Origin of the sequence: Mycobacterium sp. (assembly GCF_008709575.1) — a bacterium.
Taxonomy (GTDB): Bacteria; Actinomycetota; Actinomycetes; order Mycobacteriales; family Mycobacteriaceae; genus Mycobacterium.
This window is the reverse complement of record NZ_VYIK01000226.1, coordinates 1-870: the sequence shown is the minus strand read 5'-3', so window position 1 is coordinate 870 and position 870 is coordinate 1. Positions and strand designations below refer to the sequence as shown.

Genomic DNA, 870 nt, shown 5'->3' with positions numbered 1-870 from the left:
CATGCGTGAGGCACCAACCACCGCTTCGCGCTCACTTTTAGCTGAGGCACCTCGATCCGGCCGGTCCGGTCCGGACCTGAGATCATAGGAGGGTGACGACCGGTTCCGCGGATCCCGTGGTGATCAAGGTGTCTCCGATGGCGCACTTCGCGGTGGGCTTTTTGACACTGAGTTTGCTGGTGCCGGTACTGGCCTGGCCGCTGACCGCACCGCTGCTGGTGATCCCCGTCGTGCTGTCGGCCCTGATCATTCGGCTGCGCACGGTGGCCGACCACGACGGGGTGACCGTGCGGAGGCTGCTCGACGAGCGCCGGGTGCGCTGGGACGAGATCGAGGGCCTGCGGTTCAGCCGCGGGTCGTGGGCGCGCGCACGACTGGCCGACGGGGCCGAACTCCGGCTGCCGGCAGTCACCTTCGCGACCCTGCCGGTGCTGACCGAGGTCAGCGCCGGCCGGGTGCCCAACCCGTATGCCGGTTAAGCCAGCGGGTTCGCGCCGTTGAGCAGCACCCACACGGCGACGCCGGCGCCGATGCCCACCAGCAGCGCGGCAAACGACCCGATAAAGGGCCGTCGCGCCCAGCCGCGCCCGGCGTCGAAGCCGTACCGGCCGGGCCCGATCAGGATCACGGCGGCGGCCATGACGATCAGGGTGATCCCGTACTCATGGCCGCCCGGCAGGAAGAACGGGAGAGATCGTGGATGCGGGTGGGCCGATATCGCGGCGAGCAGGCCGTTGATCAGGTAGGCCAGCGCCCCGGCGGCGGCCAACGGGGTGAACAGCCCCAACACCAGCAGCACCCCGGCGAGCACGAGCTGCAGGCCACACGGCTCACCTCCAAGCACCCGGGGGTGGCCGAGCCCGAGGTGCC

1 protein-coding gene and 1 pseudogene are annotated in these 870 nt (G+C 70.3%); one reads left to right on the top strand and one right to left on the bottom strand.

Translation table 11 applies throughout. The features are described from left to right. Window positions 1–137 precede the first annotated feature (137 nt). On the top strand, window positions 138–479 hold the full coding sequence (locus tag F6Q13_RS18075) for a PH domain-containing protein (protein ID WP_293059472.1): 342 nt from the start codon (window positions 138–140) through the stop codon (window positions 477–479). On the opposite strand, the pseudogene F6Q13_RS18070 reads toward F6Q13_RS18075, so the two are convergent. Further along, window positions 476–870 (bottom strand): annotated as a pseudogene (locus F6Q13_RS18070) (hypothetical protein); the annotation flags it as partial. The gene F6Q13_RS18075 and the pseudogene F6Q13_RS18070 overlap by 4 nt on opposite strands.

Coding starts and splice junctions, on each gene's coding strand:
- F6Q13_RS18075 (WP_293059472.1), top strand. CDS start 138: ATGGCGCACTTCGCGGTGGGCTTTTTGACACTGAGTTTGCTGGTGCCG.